General features: G+C 69.5%; 18 protein-coding genes and 1 pseudogene. 8 read left to right on the forward strand and 11 right to left on the reverse strand.

Translation table 11 applies throughout. From position 1 onward, the window contains the following. Window positions 1-23: 23 nt before the first annotated feature. Together ACXAID_RS06665 and ACXAID_RS06670 are read right to left on the reverse strand one after the other, a co-directional pair. The gene (locus ACXAID_RS06665) at window positions 24-1,385 is read right to left on the reverse strand and encodes an FAD-binding oxidoreductase (RefSeq protein WP_475021402.1); all 1,362 of its coding nucleotides are present in this window, start codon (window positions 1,383-1,385) and stop codon (window positions 24-26) included. 15 nt (window positions 1,386-1,400) lie between these two features. Further along, window positions 1,401-1,844, reverse strand: a complete 444-nt coding sequence (locus tag ACXAID_RS06670; protein WP_475021403.1) for a hypothetical protein — start codon at window positions 1,842-1,844, stop codon at window positions 1,401-1,403. A gap of 82 nt (window positions 1,845-1,926) precedes the next feature. Between ACXAID_RS06670 and ACXAID_RS06675 the strand changes: the two genes are divergently transcribed. Further along, window positions 1,927-2,271, forward strand: a complete 345-nt coding sequence (locus ACXAID_RS06675) for a hypothetical protein (protein ID WP_475021404.1) — start codon at window positions 1,927-1,929, stop codon at window positions 2,269-2,271. On the opposite strand, the gene tap is transcribed toward ACXAID_RS06675, so the two are convergent. After that, window positions 2,246-3,532 (reverse strand): multidrug efflux MFS transporter Tap, encoded by a 1,287-nt coding sequence (tap, locus tag ACXAID_RS06680; protein WP_475021405.1) that lies wholly within the window; start codon window positions 3,530-3,532, stop codon window positions 2,246-2,248. The genes ACXAID_RS06675 and tap overlap by 26 nt on opposite strands. A 92-nt stretch (window positions 3,533-3,624) precedes the next feature. Next, window positions 3,625-4,305 (reverse strand): sensor domain-containing protein, encoded by a 681-nt coding sequence (locus tag ACXAID_RS06685; RefSeq protein WP_475021406.1) that lies wholly within the window; start codon window positions 4,303-4,305, stop codon window positions 3,625-3,627. 141 nt (window positions 4,306-4,446) lie between these two features. On the opposite strand from ACXAID_RS06685, the gene ACXAID_RS06690 reads away from it, so the two are divergent. Both ACXAID_RS06690 and ACXAID_RS06695 read left to right on the forward strand, forming a co-directional pair. Beyond that, window positions 4,447-5,283, forward strand: coding sequence for a uracil-DNA glycosylase (locus ACXAID_RS06690; protein ID WP_475021407.1), 837 nt, complete (start codon window positions 4,447-4,449; stop codon window positions 5,281-5,283). Between the two features lie 75 nt (window positions 5,284-5,358). Then, window positions 5,359-6,408 carry an LLM class flavin-dependent oxidoreductase gene (locus ACXAID_RS06695; RefSeq protein ID WP_475021408.1) on the forward strand — a complete coding sequence of 350 codons (1,050 nt, stop codon included), beginning with the start codon at window positions 5,359-5,361 and terminating at the stop codon, window positions 6,406-6,408. Here ACXAID_RS06695 and ACXAID_RS06700 read toward each other — a convergent pair. From ACXAID_RS06700 to ACXAID_RS06710, 3 genes are read right to left on the reverse strand one after another with little or no spacing between them, the layout of a single operon-like run. Then, window positions 6,405-6,863 (reverse strand): nitroreductase family deazaflavin-dependent oxidoreductase, encoded by a 459-nt coding sequence (locus tag ACXAID_RS06700; protein ID WP_475021409.1) that lies wholly within the window; start codon window positions 6,861-6,863, stop codon window positions 6,405-6,407. The genes ACXAID_RS06695 and ACXAID_RS06700 overlap by 4 nt on opposite strands. A 3-nt stretch (window positions 6,864-6,866) precedes the next feature. Then, a complete protein-coding gene (locus tag ACXAID_RS06705; protein WP_475021410.1) occupies window positions 6,867-7,304 on the reverse strand; it encodes an HIT family protein in 438 nt (145 codons plus the stop codon). A 17-nt stretch (window positions 7,305-7,321) separates the two neighbouring features. Further along, window positions 7,322-7,705, reverse strand: a complete 384-nt coding sequence (locus tag ACXAID_RS06710) for a VOC family protein (RefSeq protein ID WP_475021432.1) — start codon at window positions 7,703-7,705, stop codon at window positions 7,322-7,324. A 2-nt stretch (window positions 7,706-7,707) separates the two neighbouring features. On the opposite strand from ACXAID_RS06710, the pseudogene ACXAID_RS06715 reads away from it, so the two are divergent. Beyond that, a pseudogene (locus ACXAID_RS06715) lies at window positions 7,708-8,265 on the forward strand (AraC family transcriptional regulator); the annotation flags it as partial. Here the strand turns inward: ACXAID_RS06715 and ACXAID_RS06720 are convergent. After that, window positions 8,247-8,756, reverse strand: a complete 510-nt coding sequence (locus ACXAID_RS06720) for a DNA-deoxyinosine glycosylase (RefSeq protein WP_475021411.1) — start codon at window positions 8,754-8,756, stop codon at window positions 8,247-8,249. The pseudogene ACXAID_RS06715 and the gene ACXAID_RS06720 overlap by 19 nt on opposite strands. 42 nt (window positions 8,757-8,798) lie before the next feature. On the opposite strand from ACXAID_RS06720, the gene ACXAID_RS06725 reads away from it, so the two are divergent. Then, a complete protein-coding gene (locus ACXAID_RS06725; protein ID WP_475021412.1) occupies window positions 8,799-9,935 on the forward strand; it encodes an adenylate cyclase regulatory domain-containing protein in 1,137 nt (378 codons plus the stop codon). 16 nt (window positions 9,936-9,951) lie between these two features. Here the strand turns inward: ACXAID_RS06725 and ACXAID_RS06730 are convergent, their stop codons facing one another. Next, window positions 9,952-12,177, reverse strand: coding sequence for a heavy metal translocating P-type ATPase (locus ACXAID_RS06730; protein ID WP_475021413.1), 2,226 nt, complete (start codon window positions 12,175-12,177; stop codon window positions 9,952-9,954). A gap of 7 nt (window positions 12,178-12,184) precedes the next feature. Then, the gene (locus tag ACXAID_RS06735) at window positions 12,185-12,391 is read right to left on the reverse strand and encodes a heavy-metal-associated domain-containing protein (protein WP_475021414.1); all 207 of its coding nucleotides are present in this window, start codon (window positions 12,389-12,391) and stop codon (window positions 12,185-12,187) included. A gap of 121 nt (window positions 12,392-12,512) precedes the next feature. Here ACXAID_RS06735 and dtd point away from each other — a divergent pair, with 121 nt between their 5' ends. After that, a complete protein-coding gene (dtd, locus tag ACXAID_RS06740) occupies window positions 12,513-12,944 on the forward strand; it encodes a D-aminoacyl-tRNA deacylase (protein ID WP_475021415.1) in 432 nt (143 codons plus the stop codon). Here dtd and ACXAID_RS06745 read toward each other — a convergent pair whose 3' ends face one another. After that, the gene (locus tag ACXAID_RS06745) at window positions 12,945-13,862 is read right to left on the reverse strand and encodes an AIM24 family protein (RefSeq protein WP_475021416.1); all 918 of its coding nucleotides are present in this window, start codon (window positions 13,860-13,862) and stop codon (window positions 12,945-12,947) included. 71 nt (window positions 13,863-13,933) lie between these two features. On the opposite strand from ACXAID_RS06745, the gene ACXAID_RS06750 reads away from it, so the two are divergent. Both ACXAID_RS06750 and ACXAID_RS06755 read left to right on the forward strand, forming a co-directional pair. Then, entirely contained in the window at window positions 13,934-14,137 is a 204-nt protein-coding gene (locus tag ACXAID_RS06750; RefSeq protein WP_475021417.1) for a hypothetical protein, read from the forward strand. Between the two features lie 71 nt (window positions 14,138-14,208). Then, window positions 14,209-14,787, forward strand: a complete 579-nt coding sequence (locus ACXAID_RS06755; RefSeq protein WP_475021433.1) for a hypothetical protein — start codon at window positions 14,209-14,211, stop codon at window positions 14,785-14,787. Window positions 14,788-14,812 lie beyond the last annotated feature (25 nt).

The following is a 14,812-nucleotide window of genomic DNA, read 5'->3' on the forward strand; positions in this document are numbered from 1 at the left end:
CCGGCCCCGTTGCCGATCGGCGGTCAGATCGCCGCTCCGGGGTTCAGGATGCCGCCAGGATCGAGGGCGGCCTTGATGCGCCGGTTGAGTTCCATCGCCTCAGGTCCGAGCTGGCCCGCCAGCCAGGGCCGCTTGAGCCGCCCGACGCCGTGTTCGCCGGTGATCGTGCCACCGAGGCCGACCGCGAGATCCATGATCTCGCCGAAGGCGACCTGCGCCCGCTGCGCCATGGCGGCGTCCGCGGGGTCGTAGACGATCAGCGGGTGGGTGTTGCCGTCCCCAGCGTGCGCGATCACCGAGATCGTAAGGTCGTGGTTCGCGGCGATCTTGTCCACCCCGCTGACCAGGTCGGCCAATGCGGGCAGCGGTACGCCGACATCCTCGAGCAGCAGCGAACCCTTGGCCTCCACCGCGGGGATCGCGAAGCGGCGTGCCGCGACGAAAGCCTCGCCCTCGTCCGGGTCGGATGTCGAGAACACCTCTGTCGCACCGTGTTCGGTGAACACACCGGCCATGAACGCGGCATCCTCGGCGCCGGCGGGCCCGCGGTCGTCGCTGGCGGCCACCATCATCGCGGCGGCGTTGCGGTCCAGCCCCATCCGCAGCTTGTCCTCGACGGCGTTGATCGCCACCGAATCCATGAACTCCAGCATCGAGGGCCGGATCCGGCCGGTGATGGTGACGACGGCGTTGGCGGCGGCCTCCACCGAATCGAACGTCGCGACCACGGTGCACGGCGCGTGTTGGGCCGGCAGCAGCTTCAAGGTGACCTCGGTGACCACCCCGAGCGTGCCCTCACTGCCGACGAACAGTTTGGTCAGCGGCAACCCCGCGACGTCCTTGAGCCGGGGGCCGCCCAGGCGTACCGCGGTGCCGTCCGCCAGCACCACCTGCAGGCCCAGCACGTAGTCCGTGGTGACGCCGTACTTCACGCAGCACAGGCCGCCGGCGTTGGTGGCGATGTTGCCGCCGATGCTGCAGATCTCGAACGACGACGGATCCGGCGGATACCACAGGCCGTAGGAGGCGACGGTCTTCTTCACCTCGGCGTTGAGCAGCCCGGGCTGCGCGACGGCGGTGCGGGTGACCGGGTCGACGGTGATGTCGCGCATCTTCTCGGTGGACAGCACGATCCCGCCGTCGAGCGCGGTGGCGCCGCCGGAAAGACCGGTGCCCATTCCGCGCGGCACGACCGCGACGCGGTGCGCGCCGGCCCAGCGCAGCACGGTCTGGACCTCCTCGGTGCGGCGCGGCCGGACCACCGCCATCGGGGTGCCCGCCCCCGGGTCGGCGGCCCGGTCGTGTCGATAGGACTCCAGGATGTCGGGATCGGTGACGACGGTGCCTTCGGGGAGTTCGGCGATCAGATCATCCAGGTACTCCACGCGGCAATCGTAGGCTCAGTGCAGTGCGCCCCGCGATGACATCGACCAGCAGTAGGCGGTGAACCCGGCCGTCAGCGCCAGGATGGCGACGTCGACGAGCGCGAACGAGGCTCCGAACACCGACCATCGGTCCATCACCGCGAACGTGGTGACAGCCAGACACGTCTGGCTGATCAGGCCGATCACCGCCACATCCCTCGCCGCGCGCCTGCGCAGCAGCAGCAATACCGCCGCGGCCAGCGTGCTCCACACCGCGATGATCCAGAGCACGGCAGGTATCGCGGGGTAGTCGGTGAAATAGTCACGCTCGGCCGATCCGTAGCCCTGTTGGCCGAAGTAGTGCTCGTTGAGCGTCAGGGCCATGATCTGGTCGTAGGCGCCGGCGCCGGCGAGCAGCAGGGCCGCGGCGCCGACCGCCCAGAGATGCCATGGCCGCCGACCGGTGTGGCGGTCAGGCATCCAGCGTCGGCCTCGGTCGGTGGTTCACCAGGCTCAGGTTGCCGATTGGATGTTACGGGCGCGTTACAGCTATCCTCGTCGCATGCGGGACAGTGCGGTCTTCGCGCAGGTGAAGACGTTGAAGAGGAAGCGCCATGCGGCGCATCTGTCGGCCACCGCACTGGAGATCCATGTGCGCGCCGCGGCCGACAGCACCGGGACGGAATTCCCGGCGTTCATCACCGACGAACGCCTCGACGAGATCGCTCCGGGGTCGGTGACCACCCTTGCCGCCCTGGAACTGTGCCTGGTCGGGCTGTGGTATCGGGCCTGCGGCGGCTACGTCATCGCCGATCTCGACCTGGTGGAGCGTCTCGCCCAACCCACGAGCCGGCGCTGGCTGAAGGCCACGGGCCGATTCCTCAGGGAATACCTGAGCCCGCTGTAGTGTCCGGAGCCGCCGGCTGCGCATCGAGTTCGCGCAGCGCGGGCAGGAACACCGCGAGCACCCCCAACCCGAGCATCGGCAGCGACAACGCCAGAAACGTCATGTGCAGCCCGGCCGAATCGGCCAGCGGTCCGGCCAGGATGAGCCCGAGCGGTCCGGCCGCGTAGGCCAGCGATCCCATCACGCCGACCACCCGCCCCCGCAGATGCGCAGGCGCGCGGGTCTGCATGACGTAGTTGTAGATCGGCGCGATCGGGCCGTAGACGAAGCCCACCAGGGCGCACAGCACCAGGATGACCGGCAGCGGCGGCAGGAACGCGATGACGGTCATCGCCGCACCGAGGGTCAGCACCGCGATCAGCATCACGGTGCGCCGCTTCATGAAACGGGAGATCACCGCGTATCCCAGCGCGCCGAGCATTCCGCCGATGCTGAGCGCCATCAGCACCCAGCCCAACTGGGCCGGCTCGTCGCGATCGGTGAAGTATTTGGGGAACAAGACGGATTCCATCGGCATGTACAGCCCGGTGGCCACCAGGTCGACGAACGCCAGCGTGCGCAGCACCTTGTTGTGCCACACGAAGCGCAGGCCCTCGACAATGCCCGCCCACACATTGCCGGTCAGCACGGAACGATCCGGGATACCGGCGCCCTCCAGGCGCAGCACCGAGATCGCCAGAATCGAGGCGACGAACGTCGCGGCGGTCACCCACATCGTGTTGATGCCGCCCAGGGTGGCGATCAGCAGCCCGCCGATGCCCGGACCCACGATGTAGGCCAGGTTGAACACCGCCTCGAAGTAGCTGTTGGCGTGGTCCAGGGACCAGCCGGCGCGGGCGGCGGCCTCGGGCAGCATGGTTTCGCGGGCGGTCATCCCCGCCGGATCGAACAACGCCCCCAGCGCGGCCAGCGCGGCCAGCGTCGCGACGTTCACGGCGTCGGCGCCGAACACCAGCGCGAGCACGGGCACCGTGGCCACCGACAGCGCCGAGAGCGCATCGGAGATCATCGACACCCGGCGGCGGCCCAGGTAGTCCACCGCCGCACCGGCGATCAGGGTCGCCGCCAGCAGTGGCAGGGTGCCGGCCATCGCCACGATCGAGGCGTCGAGCGCGGAGCCGGTGCGCTGCAGGACCAGCCACGGGAACACCACGATGGAGATGCCGTTGCCGGTGCCCGCCGACAGGGCGGCGAACAGGATCAGCAGGAGCGGGCCGCGCCTGCTCAGCCGCGCGCGGGGTGACTTCAACGGGGGCGTCATGGGATATCGCGGGGAATCTAGCAGCGCACGGGCCTTTTCGGCCACGGATTTTCTTCCCCGCCGGGCGGGCCGGTGATGGGGTCCTGACGCGGCTACCAGGCCTGCGCGACGTTGTCGGCGATCTGCTCGGCGAGCCGCAGCGCGGAGTCGCCGGGGGCGGCGCTGCAGGTGTTGACATCGACGATGACGTTGTTCTGGTGCACCAGTGCGCGCCCGCACCCCCAGCCGGGGGCGGCGGCGTCCTGCTGGACAGCCGTCGCGGTCAGGGTGTTCTCAGTGGTGGTGAGCTCGGTGACCGACCATTGCGTTCCGCTCTGGGTGTGGGTGTAGTCGTGGCACGCCGGCCACTGTTGAACCGACGCGTCGAAGAACTCCCCGGCTCTCTCCAGGTACGGGAACAGCACCACCGCCTGCTTGGCGTAGTGGGTGAAATCGTTTCCGTCGTTGAGGCTCTGATCCCGGGCCGCCCGGAAATCGGTTCCGGCATAGACCTGTAGCTCGGCCGCGCCGTCGATCGCCAGGCATTCCGGCGGCGCCATGATGGCGCTGTGGTCCGACATCGACGTCTGGGTCTCGGTGACGGCCATCGCGGGAGAGCCCATCACCGCGGCGACCTCGTCGGGCTCCAACAGCAGCCCGGTGAGCTCGCGTTCGACGAGCGGGCGCGGTATCAGCGTGCGGGTCGGTGTCGCGGATTCGGCATTGCTGATCGTGCTGCCACATCCGGTGGCGAGCAGGCAGATGCCGGCGAGCACGGCAGTCGACAGTCGCATGTGAGTTCCCCAATCAGCCGGCCGATCCCGTCACGCACGGGAACGAAAAGCCTGGAGCCCCATGGTGCGGCACCGCGGCCGGCGGCTGGTCGAGGGAAACGGTGTTTCGTGATAACGATGAACGGTGCTTCTTGGTAACAAATGATGGATCGTCTGCCACATCCACGCACCGGTGAGCTGTTCGGGTCGCCGGTGCCGGCCGGCTCGGGTTGGCCCGGAGACCCCGCCAGCAGGAGGACCACCGTCGCGGTCGGGTCGGCCGACGTGACCACTGCGGCGGCGCGCACCAGGACCGTCGCCCAGCTCGACGCCAGGGTGTCGGTGTGCCGCGCGTGCCCGCGGCTGGTGGACTGGCGCGAAGAGGTCGCCGTCACCAAACGCAAGGCGTATGCCGACCAGCCCTACTGGGGTCGCCCGGCGCCCGGGTTCGGTTCGGCTCGTCCGGCGATGTGGGTGCTCGGCCTGGCCCCGGCCGCGCACGGTGCCAACCGAACCGGGCGGGTGTTCACCGGCGACCGGTCCGGGGACTTCCTGTTCGGGTCGTTGCACCGCAGCGGCCTGGCTAATCAGCCGGTGTGCACCGACGCCGCTGATGGTCTGGTGCTCAACGGGGTTCGGGTGGTGGCCGCGGTGCGGTGCGCGCCGCCGGGCAACGCACCCGAACCCGCGGAGCGGGAGACCTGCGCTCCGTGGCTGGCCGCGGAATGGCGGCTGACCGGCGCCTCGGTGCGGGTGATCGTCGCGCTCGGCGGGTTCGCCTGGCAGTCGGCGCTGGGGTTGATCCGCACCCTCGGAGGGACGGTGCCCATGCCGGCGCCGCGCTTCGGGCACGGCGCGGCGGCCGCGCTGACGGTGTCGGGGCGGACGGTGACGCTGCTGGGCTGCTTCCACCCCAGCCAGCAGAACACCTTCACCGGGCGGCTCACCCCAGCGATGATGGACGACGTCTTCGCCACCGCCCGGGCGATTTCGGCGTGATCGTCGTCGCTCAGCGCAGACGAGCACGCCGAAATCACGGGAACAGGGGCGGGTCGGGGAAGCGTTGACCTGTTGATGCGCCTTTCCGTCCTCGACCTCGTCCCCGTCCGCAGCGACCAGAGCACCTCAGCTGCCCTGGCCGCGACGACCCAGCTCGCGCAGACCGCCGACCGGCTCGGCTACACGCGGTACTGGCTCGCCGAGCACCACAACATGCCCGCGGTCGCGGCGACCAGTCCACCGGTGCTGATCGCGCACCTGGCCGCGCACACCTCGGCGCTGCGGCTGGGCTCCGGCGGGGTGATGCTGCCCAACCACGCTCCGCTGGCCGTCGCCGAGCAGTTCGCGCTGCTGGAGGCCGCCCATCCGGGCCGCATCGATCTCGGCATCGGCCGCGCGCCGGGCTCGGATCCGGTGACCTCGATGGCCCTGCGCGGTGCCGCCGGGCGCGACGACCGCGACATCGAGGCGTTTCCGTCCTACCTCGACGACGTGGTGGCGCTGATGAGCAGCAGCGGGGTGCGGGTTCCGCTGCCCCGCGATCTGATGCGGGACAACTACATTCTCAAGGCCACCCCGGCCGCGGTGACCGAACCGAAGCTGTGGCTGCTGGGTTCGTCGATGTATTCGGCGCACCTGGCTGCGGCCAAGGGGCTGCCCTACGTCTTCGCCCACCATTTCTCCGGTCAGGGCACCGAGGAGGCGTTGCAGACCTACCGCGCCGAGTTCCGGCCCAGTGCGCTGACCCAGGAGCCGCTGACATTCCTGACGGTCAACACGGTGGTCGCCGAGACCCGCGACGAGGCCGAGCGCCTGGCGCTGCCGAACCTGCAGATGATGGCCCGGCTGCGCACCGGCCAGCCGCTGGGGCCGCAGGAGCTGGTCGAGGACGCCGAGAGTAACCAGCTGAGCCCGCGCGAACTGGCGGTCGTGGAGGCGGGCCGGCGTCAGGCCGTGGTGGGCTCACCGGCCGAGGCGGCCGACCAGCTGCTGGCGCTGGCCGAGAAGTTTCAGGTGGACGAGGTGATGGTGCACCCGGTGGCCTCGGCGCACCGCGGCACCGCCCCGGACACCGCGCCGGCACGTGTGTTGACGCTGGAGCTGCTGGCCAAGGAGCTTTTCTAGGGTTTCGGCGTCAGCCGCACCACCGGGATCGGGCGCGACGTGCGCTTCTGGTAGCTGTTGTAGCGGTCGCCGTTCTGCTCGTTGACCTTGGTCCACATTCGCGCATAGTCCGGGTCGTCGGGCAGCACCGGGGTCGCGGTCGCGGCCATTCTCCTGGTGCCGATGTTGATCTCGACGTCGGGGTTGGCCTTGAGGTTGTGGTACCAGCCCGGGGCTTTGGGGTCGCCGCCCTTGGATGCCACCACCAGGTAGTCGCCCTGGTCCGGGAAGTACGACAGCGTGTTGGTGCGCTGCTTGCCGGTCTTCGCCCCGACGGTGTGCAACAGCAGGAACGGCGCCACCCCGGGCAGCGGAACCCGGTGGCCGATCCGGCCCTCCGTGCGCTTGTAGATGCTGTCGTGCACCATCAGCAGCCGGACACCGATGTTCTGTTCGAGCCAAAGTCCAATGTCCATGGGTCAATCCTGCTCGGCGGCGTCGATGCGCGCCAGTGCCTCCCGGAGCAGCCGTCCACTTTCCTCACGGTCCGGATCGCGGCGCAGCAGCATGCCCTTGGCGAAGGACAGCTTGTCCCCGGCGCGTCGCGGAATCACGTGCAGGTGAATGTGGAACACGCTCTGAAAGGCGGCCTTGCCGTCGTTGATGGCGATGTTGTTGCCGTCGGCGTGCAGGCCGGAGGTCCGGGCGGCCCTGGCGATGCGCTGCCCGATCGCGCTCATCCGCGCCACGGTCTGTGGCGGGGTGTCGGTCAGGTCGACGGTGTGTTGCTTCGGGATCACCAGCGTGTGCCCCCGGGCGAACGGCCGGATGTCGAGGATGGCGAGTTCGTCGTCGTCCTCGTAGATCCGGATGGCGGGCGCGTCGCCGGCGACGATGGAGCAGAACACGCAGGACATCCCGTCACGTTAGCGGTTCACCCCGGCTGGCCGACGTTGTCCTCGGCCCACTCGGCCATCCGGCGCTCGCGTTCGGCCGCGGTGAGGTCCTCGACGCGGGTCATGACCGTCCAGCGGATGCCGAACGGGTCGAGGATCGAGGCGAACCGGTCGCCGGTGGCGAAGTCCTGCGGGGTGGCCCGGATGGTCGCGCCCCGGGATTCCGCGCGGGCCACCACGTCGTCGACGGCGGTGCAGTAGAGCACGACCGAGTGGGTCACGGTGTCGGCTCCCGACGGGTTCGCGGGTCCGTCCATCTTGTCGACCAGGGCCGCGCCGAACACGTCGGTGTAGAACGCGATCGCCTTCGCGGCGTCCCGGACGCAGAGGTACGGGGTGAGGCTGGTGTATCCGGGGGGAATCGGGAAACGTGTTCCGGACCACGATCAGCCAGCGCGGGACCGTCGTCGGGGCGCGGTTCCGTCCGGGTGGTTTCGTCGCCCGGTTCGGCGGTGACGCCGCGGTGCTGACGGGACGGGTGCTGCCGGTCCCAGCCGAGGTGTTCGGTGGGCCGGTCGAGTTGGCCGACGGCGTGACCGAGGCGTCCGGGCAGCTGGGCCGGCTGATCGGGCAGGCGGGCGAACCGGATCCGACGTTCCCGGCGTTGTGCGCACTGGTGGACCGGATCCGCGACGACACCGGGCTGCACCGGGTGGAACAGGTCATGGCTCATTCGCCGTGGAGTGTGCGAACCACCCAGCGGATCGTGCGGCGCTATGTCGGGGTTCCGGTCAAGTGGGTGCTGTGCCGGTATCGACTCCAGAATGCTGCGCTCGCGATCGAGTCGGATCCGGACTACGACTTCGCCGATCTCGCCGTCCGGCTCGGCTGGTATGACCAGGCCCATTTCATCAACGATTTCCGCGCCATGCTCGGCACCACCCCCGGCGAGTATGCGAAGGCCTACGGCGCCGGCCGGTGAACCGCGTGGATGGCCCGCCAGGCGGCCAGCTTGTCCTCGAAGCGCATGGTGTGCGCAGGGCTGGTCGACGGCAGCCGCGCCAAGTTCGGGGTGTGCCCGACGCTGACCAGCCGGTGATAGTTCTTCTCGGCGGCCGCACCGTTGAAGAAGACGTGGCCGATGGTCGGATGGGCGGCATACAGTGCGGCGAAATCATTGGCCACCATGCTGTCCGGTTCGACGGCGGAGTCCAGGCTGCCGGTTCGGCGGCACGACCGCAGGACGTCCCAGACGGCCACACCGGCGCCGGTCAGTGCCGCCACCCGCTCGTCGTAGGGCGCGAGCGGGTCGAAGCCGAACAGTTCGGCGGTGATCGGCCAGAATGCGTTGCGCGGGTAGGCGTAGTAGCGCTGTGCGGCCAGCGACGCGGCGCCGGGCATGTTGCCCAGGATCAGGATCCGCGCTCCGGGCGCGGCCAGTGGCGCGAAGCTCTGCAGGATGGGCGCGGGCACACTCCGACTATCGCATCGGCGTGATGCGTATACGTTGGGTTGGTGGGCGAGGACTCCGATCTCGAGGATCTCGAGCAATCCGGACTGCTGGGCGGGTTGGATGGTCGGGCACGCGCCGAGCGCGCCGAACTGATCGCCTGGCTGATAGATCAGGGCATCAGCGTCGAGCAGATCCGGGCCAGTACGGCGCCGATGCTGCTGGTGGCGCGGCGGCTGCTCGGCGACGACGGCGAATACGTCACCGCGCGTGAGGCTGCCGACAGGGCCGGGGTGGATCTCGAACTCTTCGAGCGGGTTCAGCGTGCCAAGGGCCTGCCCCGGGTCGACGACCCCGACGCCGCAGTGTTCCTGCGTGCCGACGCCGACGGGGCCACGTTCACCCGCGACTTCCTCGACGCCGGTATCGACCCCGACGAGCTGGTCCGGATCACCCGATTGCTCAGCGACGGTCTTGCTCGTGTTGCCGAGGCCATGCGGTTCGCCGCGCTCGGCTCGCTGGTGCGCCCGGGCGTGACCGAGCTGGAGCTCGCCCAGGCCTCCGCGGCGCTCGCGTCGAACCTCGCTCCGCTGCTCGGGCCGATGGTCAAGGAGTTGCTCCTGCTGCAGCTGCGCCACTCCATCGAGACAGAGGTCGTCAACGCCAGGGAGCGGGCCGAAGGGCAGCACCTGCCAGGGGCCCGTCTGGTGACGATCGGGTTCGCCGATCTGGTCGGATTCACCCGACTCGGGGAGAAGGTTGCTCCCGAGGCCCTCGAGGCGCTGTCGCAGCGGCTGGCCGATCTGACCCGCGAGGTCGCTGTCGCGCCGGTTCGGTTCATCAAGACCATCGGGGATGCGGTGATGATCGTCAGTCCCAAGCCGGCGCCGCTGCTCGATGCAGTGCTGCATTTGGTGGACGCCACCGACGACGATGACGATTTCCCCAGCCTGCGCGCCGGCGTCGCCACCGGAATGGCGGTCAGCCGGGAAGGGGACTGGTTCGGCGGTTCGGTGAACTTCGCTTCACGGGTGACCGGCGCCGCGCGTCCCGGCTCGCTGCTGGTGGCGCAGTCGACCAGGGAGGCGATCGGGGAGGACGAGCGGTTCGTGTGGTCGTTCGCCGGTGCCCGGCGGCTCAAGGGAATCGACGGTGAGGTGAGGCTGTTCCGGGTGCGCAGAGCCGTCGACGGGCCGGGCTAGCGGCCGGCGCCGGAGCTCACCGCGACGGGGTGAAAGCACGCAGCCGCAGGCTGTTGCTGACCACGAACACCGAGCTGAATGCCATTGCCGCACCGGCGATCATCGGATTCAGCAGTCCCGCCGCGGCCAGCGGAAGGGCGGCGACGTTGTAGGCGAATGCCCAGAACAGGTTACCTTTGATGGTGCTCAATGTCTTGCGGGACAGCCGGATCGCGTCGGGTACTGCACGCAGGTCGTCGCGGACCAGGGTCAGATCGCTGGCCTCGATGGCGACGTCGGTGCCGCTGCCCATCGCCAGCCCGAGGTCGGCCTGCGCCAGCGCGGCGGCGTCGTTGACACCGTCGCCGACCATCGCGACCACCCGGCCTTCGGCCTGCAGCCGGGTGATGGTGTCGACCTTGTCCTGCGGCAGCACCCCGGCCACGATCTCGTCGATGCCGACCTGTCCGGCCACCGTCCGGGCGACCGCTTCGTTGTCCCCGGTCACCATGATCGGTGTCAGGCCGAGCTTCTTGAGCAGCGAAACAGCTTCGGCGGAAGTCGGTTTGACCGCGTCGGCGACCATCAGCAACCCGCGGGCGTGGCCGTCCCAGCCGACCGCGACGACGGTCTTGCCGTCGAGCTCGGCCCGCCGCGCCGCGTCGGTCAGGTCGGCGGGAATGTCGTAGGCGCGTTCGGCCAGCAGTCGGAGCCGGCCGACCAGCACGGCACGGCCGTCGATGGCGCCCTCGACACCCATGCCCCTCAGGTTCGCGAACGACTGCGTCGCGGGCAGTTCGGCGAGCGCGTCGCGGGCGCCGGCGGTGATCGCGCGGGCGATCGGATGTTCCGACGAGCTCTCCAGCGCACCGCCGACGCCGAGCACCTCGTCGGCCTGTTCGCCTTCGCCGGCAACCACGTCGACCAGCGTCATGGTGCCGGTCGTCACCGTCCCGGTCTTGTCGACGACCACGGTGTCGACCCGGCGGGTCGATTCCAGCACCTCGGGTCCCTTGATGACGATGCCCAGCTGCGCGCCGCGGCCGGTCCCCACCATCAGCGCGGTCGGGGTGGCCAGCCCCAGCGCGCACGGGCACGCGATGATCAGCACCGCCACCGCTGCGGTGAACGCTGTCGCGACGGCGGCGCCCGACGCGATCCAGAATCCCAGCGTGGCGATCGCCAGCACGATCACCACCGGGACGAAGACACTCGAAATGCGGTCGGCGAGCCGCTGAGCGGGCGCTTTGCCGTTCTGCGCCTGCTCCACCAGCCGGGCCATCTGTGCCAGCTGGGTATCCGGACCGACTCGTTCGGCGCGCACCACCAGCATGCCGTCGACGTTGACGGTCGCACCCACCACCGGATCGCCGGCAGCGATCTCCACCGGAACCGACTCGCCGGTGAGCATGGAGGTGTCCACTGTGGAGCTGCCTTCGACGACCACGCCGTCGGCGGCCACCTTCTCGCCGGGGCGCACCACGAATTCGTCGCCGGCGTTGAGCAGTTCGATCGCAATGCGTTGTTCGCCGTCGGGCCGGCGTACCGACACGGTCTTGGCGCCCATCTCCAGCAGGGCACGCAGGGCGTCGCCGGCGCGGCGCTTGGCGCGGGCCTCGAAGTAGCGGCCCGCCAGGATGAACGTCGTCACCCCTGCGGCCACTTCGAGATAGATGTTGCCGGCGCCGTCGGCGGTGCGGGCGATGGTCAGTTCGAACGGGTGGGTCATGCCGGGCATGCCGGCGGTGCCCCAGAACAGCGCATAGATCGACCAGCTGAACGCGGCCAGGGTGCCGATGGAGATCAGCGTGTCCATGGTGACGGCCCGGTGTCGCAGGTTGGTCCAGGTGGCCGCGTGGAACGGCCACGCTCCCCAGACGACCACCGGAGCGGCCAGGGTCAGCGACAACCACTGCCAGTTGGTGAACTGCAGCGCGGGGATCATCGCCATGGCGATGACCGGGACCGACAGCGCGATGCAGATCAGCAGCCGCCGGCGCAGCGCGTCGGTCGCGTCGTCGGAGGCGGTGTCGGCCTCAGTCTTATCGCGGGCGGGTTCCGGCAGCGCGGCCCGGTAGCCGGCGGCCGCCACGGTGGCGACCAGCTCACCCGGGCTGACGTCTCCGTCGTACTCGACATGGGCCTTTTCGGTCGCGAAGTTGACCGTGGCGTGCACACCGTCGAGCTTGTTCAGCTTCTTCTCGATGCGCGACGCACACGATGCGCACGTCATCCCGTCGATGGCCAGTTCAACGGTGGTCATGGCGGGATCAGTTCGCCAGCTCGTAGCCGGCCTCTTCGACCGCGGCGCGGATAGCGGCGTCGTCGACGGGTTCGTCGCTGCCGATCGTGACCGTACCGTCGGACAGATCGACGTCGACGTCGACGACACCGGGAATGCCGGTGAGCTCGGCGCGTACGGCCGACGCGCAGCCATCGCAGCTCATTCCGGCGACGGTGACGGTGGTTGTGCTCATGTGGGTCCTTCCGGTGCTCGTTGGCTCGGCACTAGTTACCATACCCCCCTAGGGTACTGAGCGAAACATCCGATTTCGTCCGGGCGCCGGTGCCCGGCGGCCGGCATGGCAGCATCGCGGCATGCGAATCCTCGTGCAGCGGGTCAGCTCGGCCCGGGTGACGGTCTCCGGTGAGGTGGTCGGTGAGATCAGCCCCGCCGGTCAGGGGTTGCTCGCGCTCGTCGGCGTGACCCACACCGACGATGCCGGGAAAGCTCAACGGCTGGCTGAAAAGCTCTGGCAGTTGAGGATTCTCGACGACGAGAAGTCCGCCGGCGATGTCGGTGCCCCCATTCTGGTGGTCAGTCAGTTCACGCTGTACGCCAACACCGCCAAGGGGCGGCGGCCGACCTGGAACGCCGCGGCGCCCGGCGCGGTCGCCGAACCGCTGGTCGAAGCGTTCGCCGCGGCGCTGGGAGCGCTGGGTGCCGACGTCGCGACCGGTGTCTTCGGCGCGAACATGCAGGTCGAGCTCGTCAACGACGGTCCGGTGACAGTCCTTTTGGAGTTGTGACTACGCGGTGGCGACGGGGAAGCCCTCCGAGGGTTGAACGATCACGAAGCCGTTGCCGTGGAACGCGACCTGCAGGGCCTCTCCCGATCCGCGGCCGATCATCGCGCCGGCCTTGAAGCTGGATTTCAGCTGCGTCTGCAGGTTCGCCGACCAGGCCACCACCGCGTCGGTGTCGGCGTAGGTCGGCGCCTCGGCGGTGCTCAGCACCACCGGCGGGCCGTCGGTGGTGATGGCCACCCACCCGGTGCCGCGCAGCGTGGTGTTGAACAGGCCGCCGGTCGCGATGCTGCCGCCCTTCACGCGTTCGATGTTCCAGTCCAGGCTCGTCGAGAACGCCAGCACGTTCTTCCCGCTGATCGACAATCCCGAGTTGCTCAGGTTGAGCATGTGGACGTCGTAACCGAACTCGGCCAGGAACACGTCCCCCTGGCCCGAGCAGCGCATCAGCGGCAGTCCCTCCCCGGTGAGCGCCTTCTTGATGAACTTCGAGGCGCCGCCGCTCTCGAAGGCGAAGTCGACATTGCCCTGGTAGGCGACCATCGACCCCTGCCGGGCCATGAAAGGTTCGCCGAGGCGGACCCGCAGGAGCTTGGCGTTCTGGTTGGCAACCGCCTTGGCCTCCTTCTCGCTGAAACGCCCGTCGACCAGGTCTCCGGTGATGCCGGCGAACCCGTCGACCCCGCCGGGCACGGCCTGTGCCTGCGCCGGCGGCTGCTGGAAGTGTTCGGGCTGCCGGGGCTGCTCCGGCTGCGCGTGCCGCGACGGTCCCTGCTGCTGGGCCGGCGGAGCGCCGAGCGGCGCCTGATGCAGCTGGCCCTGGTGGGACACCTGATCGGTCCACCGCTGACCGTCGAACCACCGATAGTCGAATCGCCCCTCCGGGTCGGGTTGCCAACTGCCTTGTCCGGGACCTGTCACCGCCGCCTCCTCAAAAGTCTGGTCGCGATTCACCCTATGCCGGACCGGGCGGGCGAAGGCATCCTTGAGCCATGGCAAGAGAAATCGACCGTCAGCGTGCCCAGGGCGCCCTCGCGGTCATCAAACAGCATCCGGGCATGGTGCTCTTCGCGCTCTCGCCGGTACTGATCGCGCTGGGGCTGGTGTGGTGGTTGCTCGGTGCGGGGTGGGCGCTGCTGCTGGGCATCGTCGCGGTCGTCGGTGGCGGTGCCGCGGTGGTTCTGAAGCGCCGCTGAGCACGGTGGCACGTCCGGTTTCGCCCTCGGCGAATCCCGGTTCAGCTGCGATGCAACGGTGTAATGATGTAATCATGAGACACCATTCCCACCGCGGGTCGGGCCGCTCCGGCGGCCGGCAGCAGGCCGACCAGCCCGATGCGACCGATGCGCCCGACTGGTTCGCCGGCCGGCTGCCCGAGCACTGGTTCGCCGGTGACCCGCAGGTCGCCGTCGACCGCGAAGAGATCACCGTCGTCGGTCGCCTCCCCGAGGCCGCCGACGCCCCGGAGAGTGACGCGCACGCATCCGGGCGGGCCGCCCGGTTCCGGGAACAGACCCGTACCGAGCGGATGCAGATCGCCGACGAGGCCGAAGCGCGCTACCGGCGCAAGGTCTCCTGGGGCGTCGAGGTGGGCGGCTCCGACAGTGGTGTGGAACCCGAGCGGATCCTGTTCACCCACATGGCGGTACCGGTGATGACGCGGCTGCGTCAGCCCGAACGGCAGGTGCTCGACACACTCGTCGACGCCGGCGTCGCGCGATCCCGCTCCGACGCGCTGGCCTGGTCGGTCCGACTGGTCGGTGAGCACGCCGACGAGTGGCTGGGAAAACTGCGCGACGCCATGCGTGAGGTCGACAATCTGCGTGCACAGGGCCCTTCGGTCTAGCCGAGCCTGCCGAACGCTTAGGTGG

This window comes from Mycobacterium sp. ABE4_509 (genome assembly GCF_056160785.1).

Excerpts from the sequence above, each read along its gene's own strand:
- ACXAID_RS06670 (WP_475021403.1), bottom strand. The coding sequence starts at position 1,844 with ATGCCTGACCGCCACACCGGTCGGCGGCCATGGCATCTCTGGGCGGTC.
- ACXAID_RS06675 (WP_475021404.1), top strand. The coding sequence starts at position 1,927 with ATGCGGGACAGTGCGGTCTTCGCGCAGGTGAAGACGTTGAAGAGGAAG.
- tap (WP_475021405.1), bottom strand. The coding sequence starts at position 3,532 with ATGACGCCCCCGTTGAAGTCACCCCGCGCGCGGCTGAGCAGGCGCGGC.
- ACXAID_RS06685 (WP_475021406.1), bottom strand. The coding sequence starts at position 4,305 with ATGCGACTGTCGACTGCCGTGCTCGCCGGCATCTGCCTGCTCGCCACC.
- ACXAID_RS06690 (WP_475021407.1), top strand. The coding sequence starts at position 4,447 with ATGATGGATCGTCTGCCACATCCACGCACCGGTGAGCTGTTCGGGTCG.
- ACXAID_RS06695 (WP_475021408.1), top strand. The coding sequence starts at position 5,359 with ATGCGCCTTTCCGTCCTCGACCTCGTCCCCGTCCGCAGCGACCAGAGC.
- ACXAID_RS06700 (WP_475021409.1), bottom strand. The coding sequence starts at position 6,863 with ATGGACATTGGACTTTGGCTCGAACAGAACATCGGTGTCCGGCTGCTG.
- ACXAID_RS06705 (WP_475021410.1), bottom strand. The coding sequence starts at position 7,304 with ATGTCCTGCGTGTTCTGCTCCATCGTCGCCGGCGACGCGCCCGCCATC.
- ACXAID_RS06730 (WP_475021413.1), bottom strand. The coding sequence starts at position 12,177 with ATGACCACCGTTGAACTGGCCATCGACGGGATGACGTGCGCATCGTGT.
- ACXAID_RS06735 (WP_475021414.1), bottom strand. The coding sequence starts at position 12,391 with ATGAGCACAACCACCGTCACCGTCGCCGGAATGAGCTGCGATGGCTGC.
- dtd (WP_475021415.1), top strand. The coding sequence starts at position 12,513 with ATGCGAATCCTCGTGCAGCGGGTCAGCTCGGCCCGGGTGACGGTCTCC.
- ACXAID_RS06750 (WP_475021417.1), top strand. The coding sequence starts at position 13,934 with ATGGCAAGAGAAATCGACCGTCAGCGTGCCCAGGGCGCCCTCGCGGTC.